A 7437-nucleotide genomic window follows, 5' to 3' on the forward strand; every position below is an offset into this window, starting at 1 on the left:
GATGTGCATCAGACATTCCGCATAGGACAGGGGAATAGTCTTTGTTCAAGGCATGAAGGAAAGTCGACGGTCCTTTTTTGCTGACTGCAGAGATGGTTTCTTCAGAACTGACACTCATGCCGTCTTTTCCAATATGAAAAGCCCTTCCGTCGGAGACGGAAGGGCAAGAATGAAGGACTGCGTGCAGGCGGCGTTATTTACCCAGATATCCGCCGTCAACAGGAATGACGGCACCTGTGATGTAGTCGGCGGCGCTGCTGGCGAGGAACACGGCAAGTCCGCCCAGATCCTGTCCGGTGCCCCAGCGCTTCATGGGAATGCGGCTGGTGATTTCCTTGTACTGCGCGGGATTCTTTTCCTGCATGTCGGCCGTCAGTTTGGTGACCATGTAGCCGGGGGCGATGGCGTTGACGTTGACGCCTCGGCTGGCCCATTCGTTGGACAGTGCCTTGGTCAGCTGAGCAACGGCGCCTTTGCTGGACGCATAAGCCGGAACCATTTCACTACCGAAGAAGGAAGTCATGGAGGCCATGTTGATGATGCGGCCGTATCCCTGTGCCAGCATGTCGCGTCCCGCAAGCTGTGAAAGAGCGAAAACGGCGTTGAGGTTGATGTCCAGAATCAGTTTCCACTTGGCAAGGGGAAACTCTTCCGCCTTTGCCCGGTACTGAATGCCGGCGCCGTTGAACAGAATGTCTATACGACCGTCGCAGAGCGTTTTAATGGCTTGATAGTCGGCATCAAGCTGCTCCAGCTTGCTCAGATCGCAGCTGTAGTAGGTAACCTTGCGGTCCTTGCCGAGAGCCTCGGCAGCTTCGGCGAGGTTCGGGGCAATGTCCACGATGCAGACTTCGGCTCCTGCTTCGTAATAGGCCGCGGCGATGTCATGGCAGAGGCCGTTGGCTCCACCGGTTACAACTGCATGCTTTCCCTTCAGGTTCAGTTCCATGGATGGACTCCTTTGTTATGTGATGAACGTTTTGGCTAGATGGAGCCTTTGAGACTCCACTCCTGAATCTGTGTGCTGTCGTGTCCGAACAGCATGACGGCGTCATACTGCTTCTGCATTTCTCTCAGGCGTTGAAGGTTGGCGAGAAATGCCTCGGTTCCTTTGTTGATGGGACCGCCGGGGGGCGTGGAGGTTTCCCAGGTTTCCCTCGTATACACGGTGTCGCTGGTGGCGATGACGTGCCCCATGGAGCGGGTATTGATGATGAGCCCGATGACACTAGGTGTATGCGACTGCTGGAGAAAGAGGGTCAGATCCGGCGCAAGTTCCGTCGTTTCACGAATGGGCTTGTAGACCACGCCGTCGACATCGAACAGATTCTTTATGTAGGCACTGTGAGGCTCCCCGGAAAAAACGCTGAGGCAGGCATTCTGCAGTTCACTTTCGGCCACAATGACATTTCTGATGGCCTTTGTTTCCTGAAAATACCTGAGCCCACCGACATGATCAAAGTGCAGGTGAGAGAGAATGATCATGTCGATGTCGGAGCAGCGCAGATTATGCCCGGCCAGAGCCTGTTCGATGGAGATGAAGTGTCCTACCGGATAGACATCATTGATGTCCTTTCCGTATTCCCGGCGATGGTAAGGACTGTTGCCGGTATCGTAGAGAATGTTGCCGAGCTTCGGATGTCGTATCAGCAGGGCGCTGACGGGGGAGCGGTACATTTTCTTTTCGTCATACCCGGCGACGATACGAAAATACTGGCAGTCGAGATAGCCGAGATCAAGCACGGTCATGGCAGGTTCTAGCATGTTGTTTCCTTGCAAAGAAGAGGTACGGCCTTTCGGCAGACAAGAGGACGGTCGAACAGGCGTTAATTTAAAAAGGCCCGATTCAACTCAACGGAAGGGAAGAGCTGAAATCGGGCCTGTGGTTCGCCGCAGCGGCACACCCGTGGTATGGGTGCACCAGGTCGAACTCCCGGAAAACGGTTGAAGGTTGAGAGGGGGAGAGGTTAGTCTGGAATGTCAATCTGCCGGAAGCGTTCCTGCGCATTGCGCAGGGCGTGTACGATGCTGCTGGTTATGGCAAGATGGATATGGCTTTGAATTTTCTCCAGAAGGGGTTCGAGCGGATCATCGAAGCAGTAACCGAACATCAAGTCGTTGATGTAGTCCGAGGTAAGCGCACTTATGGTGTTGAAATGACACTGGACGATGCAGTGGGATTTTTTATTGATGAGAATCTGGCAGGACAGAATGTTGTAGGCGAAGTTTGCGGCCGTTTCTTTCGGAGGCTGCGCATAGCCGCCAATGAGGATGCATGATTCCGACGTGGTTCCCATGTGAATACTCTCCTTGAATACATGGAATGCGGCGTGTCCGCACTATAGCGTTCAGTCGCAATATAATATTTACCACGTGTTTTTTCAATGCTCCTGATGCGGCGGTTGTGTCGAAGGACTTCTGGCTTTACCCCATGACGGGGTAGTTCTCGAACACCCAGAAATCGTGGGCGGGAAGAATGACCGCTCCTTGTTTTTCCAGAACTTCCAGGCGGGCAAAGGATTCAAAGTAGGCTTTGATATCGTTGTAGATGCCGCCAGGTGTTCTTTTCGTCCAGTTGTCTCGGATGTTGATGAGATCGCCCGCTATGACAAAGCGTCCGTCTGTTGTATCCACAACGACGCCCTGAGAGCCGCAGGAGTGGCCGGGAAGCGGAATCACGCTCAGCCCGGGCTCGATGACTTCCTCGCCTTCCACCAGGTCGTACTGATGATAGAATTGAAGGAAATAGGGAACCTGATCCTTTACGGCTGTTTCGTAGTGCTTGGCATCTGTAGGGTAGGGGGCCACGGCAAACAGCAGTTCCGACTTCTGGCATATGACCGGCAAAGTAGAAGGAAGGTCAAGCACGGCCTGGGCGTGATCCCAGTGAAGATGGGTGACGATGATGGCGTCGATGTCGTCGGGGGTAAGTCCCTTGTCCGCAAGAGCCTTGACTATGTGTTTTCCTTTGGACCGATCTACAGGGTTGTGGAGTCTTGAGTTGCGCTCATTGTTGTTGTCGGAACCGGTATCAACTAGGATTTTACGGTTACGGGAGGAATCTTCAAGAAGCCAGGCGATGTGCGGTCCCTGCACCAGTTCTCCCGGGTTCGATTTTGCGCCGTGTTTCATGATAAGACCGCCGGCAATGGTGGTTACCGTTCCGACATGAAGCGGAGTGATTTTCCACATGGAGAAGCTCCTTTTAGAGGAAGTTGAGAACGCTGCCCACCGTGAACATCGAAAGCAGAATAAGGGCTATTTCCGCAATGGAGATGAATAAGCCGGTTTTCCATGCATTGGTGATGTTCAGCAGACCGGTGGAGTTGATGATGGGGTAGAAGCACACGGCCGGCGACAGGATGGGCGCGGCCTGAGAAAGCGCAACCACCATGATGACGCCCACAGGATTGAACCCGCCCATTTCCGCCACAGCGAGGAAGGCAGGGGCCAGCGTGGCCACGGCACCTGCGCCGGAGGGAATGGGGAACTGGGAAATAATCATGACCACGCAGATGCAGAAGAAGAGCATGACGAGAGGAAGGGAGGAGAATGCCATGAGGTATTCGTGGGCAAACCAGGTAATGACGCCGGTCTTGGTGAGCATGGCGCCGAAGGAGGTTGCGCCGCCCACGAGCATGATGGCGTCCCAGTTTACATCTGCGCTGTCGCGTCTCCAGTTGAACACATCGACGCCGGGCAGGGAAAGCACGGCCACGCTTATCATGGAGATCACCTGAGTGGAAACGCCGTGGATGCGGTCGGTGAACCACAGAACGAGGGTGAGGCCGAAGACGATGAGAAAGAGCTTTTCCTTGCGGGAGATGCGGCCGAGCTGCTTCATGTCGTCTTCGAAGTGTTCCATCCCCTTGAGCTGCTTGATTTCGCTGGGCATGAGAATGACGAAGCTCAGCCAGATGCAGGGAATAAGGAGCAGCACTATGGGCATGCCGATAGCGGCCCATTCCATGAAGCTGATGTGAAGACCGGTGGCCTGTTCCAGAATCTGGATGGACGTGGGGTTTGCGGCGCTGCCGGCGGGAGTGGCCATGCCGCCGAGGAAGCAGCCGCTGCCTATGCCGAGCAGAAGGGATTGGGCAAAGTTGCTTCCGCGTACGTTGCAGTCGTTTTTCTTGATGATTTCCAGGCAGATGGGAAAGAGCATGACAAGCACGGGAATGTCGGCGAGTACGGAAGAGCACAGAGCGGCCGTGGCGATGAACAGGAAGAGCAGACGTTTCGGACTGCCGCCGGATTTGGAAACGATGAAGAGGGCGATTCTTCGGGTCAGGCCGGATTTCTCAAACGATATGGCCAGACAGACCATGGCGAACACGAAGATGAACGCCGGGCCCATGAAGCTGCTCATGGCTTCCCCCATGGAGAAGATGCCGGCCGGAACCGCCAGAAGCACAAAGAGAGGTACGGAGATGGCAATATCGATGGGCTGTATGCTTGAAGGTCAGAATGCCTGCAACAACGAGCGCAAAGGCTCGCTGAGCCACGGGAGTGAGGCCTTCGGGCGTGGGGAGCAGGGTAAGAATCAGATAGACAACAAGGGGCAGGGCGGTTCTGGTGATTTTGGGATTGCGGAGTATGCTGCTTATCGATGTCATGGCGGACTCCTTGTTTTTTATTGAAATATTTCTGAGATCCTACAACTTGTCTCAGGAAGAGGGGAGTGTATTCCGGCTCGTTATCGGACGAGACGCTTTTTCAGCAATTCTTCCGTGAAATAAGTCATGATAATTTTTGCTCCTGCACGGCGTATGCCAAGCAGAGATTCCAGAATGACGGCCTCTTCGTCAATCCAGCCGTTTTGGGCTGCGGCGCGGATCATGGCGTATTCGCCGCTGACCTGATAGGCCGCTACAGGTACGTCGAACCGTTCGGAAACTCTGGTTATCATATCCAGATAGGGGCCGGCGGGCTTGACCATGATGATGTCCGCACCTTCACGGATGTCGGCTGCGGCTTCGCGCATGCCGTCCGTGACGAGGGCGGGATCCATCTGATAGGAGCGGCGATCGCCGAAGTGAGGGGAGGACTCGGCGGCGTCGCGGAAGGGGCCGTAGTAGGCGGAGGCGTACTTGACGGCATAGGACATGATGGGAAGATCAACGAAGCCTGCGGAGTCCAGCGTTTCGCGGATGGCGAGAATGCGTCCGTCCATCATGTCGGAGGGTGCGATCATGTCGGAACCAGCCTGTGCATGACTGAGGGCCGTACGGGCGATGAGTTCGCGCGTGGGATCATTGAGCACGCGGCCGGAACGGTCGCCTTCGGCCAGAAGTCCGCAGTGGCCGTGTGACGTGTATTCGCAGAGGCATACGTCGGTGACGACCTGAAGGGCGGGCCAGCGTTTTTTCAGGCGTCGGACGGCACACTGAATGATGCCGTTTTCTGCGTAGGCTCCGCTTCCTTGCTCGTCCTTTTCGGCCGGAATGCCGAACAGCATGAGCGAGCGCAGACCGGCATCAACGGCTTCTTCCACCTGGCGTTCCAGCTGATCTATCGACATCTGATACATGCCCGGCAGAGAGGCGATGGGTCTGCGGAAGTTTTTATCGTCGGTTTCCACCACGATATAACCCATCATGAGATCCGCGGCGCGGAGAGATACTTCTTCCATCATTTCACGAATGGCGGCATTGCGGCGCAGGCGGCGCCCCCGGAAAAAGTTTTGCATGCGATTGCTCCGTTATGTTACGCCGTCGCCAGGCCTATGCGGCGACGCAGTTCATTGTTCAGTAGAACGATTTCTTCTTTATCCTGACTTTTCAGATCCTTGACGGCATAATCCATGCCCAGCTGTTCATATTTCGGTGCGCCGAAGGAGTGGAAGGGGAGGAGTTCGTAGTCGTTCAGGCCGGGAACCTGCTTCAGAAAGTCGGCGATACTGTTCAGCTCTTCCTCATCGTCATTGATGCCGGGAATGACAGGCGTACGGACGATGAGTTCAACGGTCGGAAATTCCTTTTTCAGCCGGAGCAGGTTTTCTTTGATGAGCGCATTGTCCACTCCGGTATATTTTTTATGCTTTTCGGCGGAAAAGAACTTCATGTCCGCATAGATGAGGCTGCACTGCGCCGCCACAAGGACCACCTTCTCCCAGCTTCCAAACAGGGTGGTTTCGATGGCGGTATGGATGGCGTATCGGCGGAATCTGGCCAGCAGGGCGGCTACGAATTCGGCCTGCATGAGCGGTTCTCCTCCGCTGACGGTCACACCGCCGTCGCTTCTCCATGCCAGCGGCTGATTGCGTATGCGCGCATAAAGCTCATCGACGTCGAGGGCTTCGCCGTACACATGCATGGCTTTGGCGTAGCAGTGTTTGACGCACTTCATGCAGAGCGTACACTTTTTATTGTCGCGTTCGATGCGGCCGTCCTCTCCGCGGAAGAGTGCGCCGCTGGGGCACACCTTCAGGCATACGCCGCAGCCGATGCATTTCTTTTCCCGCCAGCCGATCTGGGGGTGAGGGCTTTGCGACTCGGGATTGGAACACCATATGCAGCGGAGCGGGCATCCTTTCATGAAAACGGTGTCCCGCACGCCGGGGCCGTCGTGAACGGAAAATTTCTGGATGTTGAAGATACGTCCTTTAAGAGCAGTGGATTCCATGGCTGTTCCTTTTTACTGAAGTTTTGTGGCGATGATGTAGATAAGAGGAACGACTGATGTGGACAGAATTATCATGCTCACGATGAAGTGAGATATGAGAACCTTATACGAGGTTCTTGTCGGCGACCAGTCATTGAGGAATACCAGTGACGAGGCAGCGGAAGCTGCGGGAGTCGTGGTGGAGAATCCGTATGCGAAGCAGAGCACTACAACAAGCAGAGAGGGATCACATCCGGCTACCATGGCGAACTGTACGATAAGCGGAGTGACGACGGCGGCAAGAACGAGATTGTGCATCAGCTGAGTAAGCAGCGTGATGACTATGAAGGTAATGATGAGAAATTCAAAGGAAGTCAGGTGACTGAGCATAGGCATGCAGTAGTCCACGATGATGTTCGTGATGCCTACATTAGGATTCGCCATGGCGCTGGATACAGGCATGCATCCGGTGTACATGATGATGACTTCCCAGCCTATGTGTCCCTTATTGGCCATATCCGAAAAGTCGAGGATGGGCTTTTTATCGATGCGGAACAGCGTGAGCAGGCCGAACACCAATACCAGGCAGCCTGTCATTCCGAATTTTTTGAGTATGGAGGTAATCAGCCATTCCTGGGGAAGGATGCTCGGAAGAGCCATGATGGCTATAAAGAATATAATGGTGATAAAGGCAAGTTTTTCTTGAATGGACAGCTTCTGATTCCGATAGGAAGCAAATTTTTCTTCTGTAATTTCGTAAAGAAGATCTACATTTACCTTGAATACGAATCTCATCATGAGAATGTATATAATCAGCACGATGAGCGTAATGGG

General features: G+C 54.3%; 9 protein-coding genes. All 9 read right to left on the bottom strand.

The window, feature by feature from the left end:
* Window positions 1–193 precede the first annotated feature (193 nt).
* Window positions 194–949 (bottom strand): SDR family oxidoreductase, encoded by a 756-nt coding sequence (locus tag QZZ60_RS09600; RefSeq protein ID WP_295640887.1) that lies wholly within the window; start codon window positions 947–949, stop codon window positions 194–196.
* A gap of 35 nt (window positions 950–984) precedes the next feature.
* Window positions 985–1764: an N-acyl homoserine lactonase family protein gene (locus tag QZZ60_RS09605; RefSeq protein WP_295640889.1), complete on the bottom strand. Its 780-nt coding sequence runs from the start codon at window positions 1762–1764 to the stop codon at window positions 985–987.
* Window positions 1765–1967: 203 nt separating this feature from the next.
* A complete protein-coding gene (locus QZZ60_RS09610) occupies window positions 1968–2297 on the bottom strand; it encodes a DUF3870 domain-containing protein (protein ID WP_295640891.1) in 330 nt (109 codons plus the stop codon).
* Window positions 2298–2424: 127 nt separating this feature from the next.
* The gene (locus QZZ60_RS09615) at window positions 2425–3192 is read right to left on the bottom strand and encodes an N-acyl homoserine lactonase family protein (RefSeq protein ID WP_295640893.1); all 768 of its coding nucleotides are present in this window, start codon (window positions 3190–3192) and stop codon (window positions 2425–2427) included.
* 13 nt (window positions 3193–3205) lie between these two features.
* Window positions 3206–4414 (bottom strand): SLC13 family permease, encoded by a 1209-nt coding sequence (locus tag QZZ60_RS09620; RefSeq protein ID WP_367119415.1) that lies wholly within the window; start codon window positions 4412–4414, stop codon window positions 3206–3208.
* On the bottom strand, window positions 4302–4616 hold the full coding sequence (locus tag QZZ60_RS09625; protein ID WP_295640897.1) for a hypothetical protein: 315 nt from the start codon (window positions 4614–4616) through the stop codon (window positions 4302–4304). Before QZZ60_RS09625 ends, QZZ60_RS09620 begins: the two co-directional genes overlap by 113 nt.
* A gap of 80 nt (window positions 4617–4696) precedes the next feature.
* Entirely contained in the window at window positions 4697–5689 is a 993-nt protein-coding gene (hemB, locus tag QZZ60_RS09630; RefSeq protein WP_295640899.1) for a porphobilinogen synthase, read from the bottom strand.
* A 17-nt stretch (window positions 5690–5706) separates the two neighbouring features.
* On the bottom strand, window positions 5707–6624 hold the full coding sequence (locus QZZ60_RS09635) for a glycyl-radical enzyme activating protein (RefSeq protein ID WP_295640901.1): 918 nt from the start codon (window positions 6622–6624) through the stop codon (window positions 5707–5709).
* A 12-nt stretch (window positions 6625–6636) separates the two neighbouring features.
* The gene (locus tag QZZ60_RS09640; protein WP_295640903.1) at window positions 6637–7263 is read right to left on the bottom strand and encodes a hypothetical protein; all 627 of its coding nucleotides are present in this window, start codon (window positions 7261–7263) and stop codon (window positions 6637–6639) included.
* Window positions 7264–7437 lie beyond the last annotated feature (174 nt).

Source organism: uncultured Mailhella sp. (genome assembly GCF_905187505.1).
Lineage (GTDB): Bacteria > Desulfobacterota > Desulfovibrionia > Desulfovibrionales > Desulfovibrionaceae > Mailhella.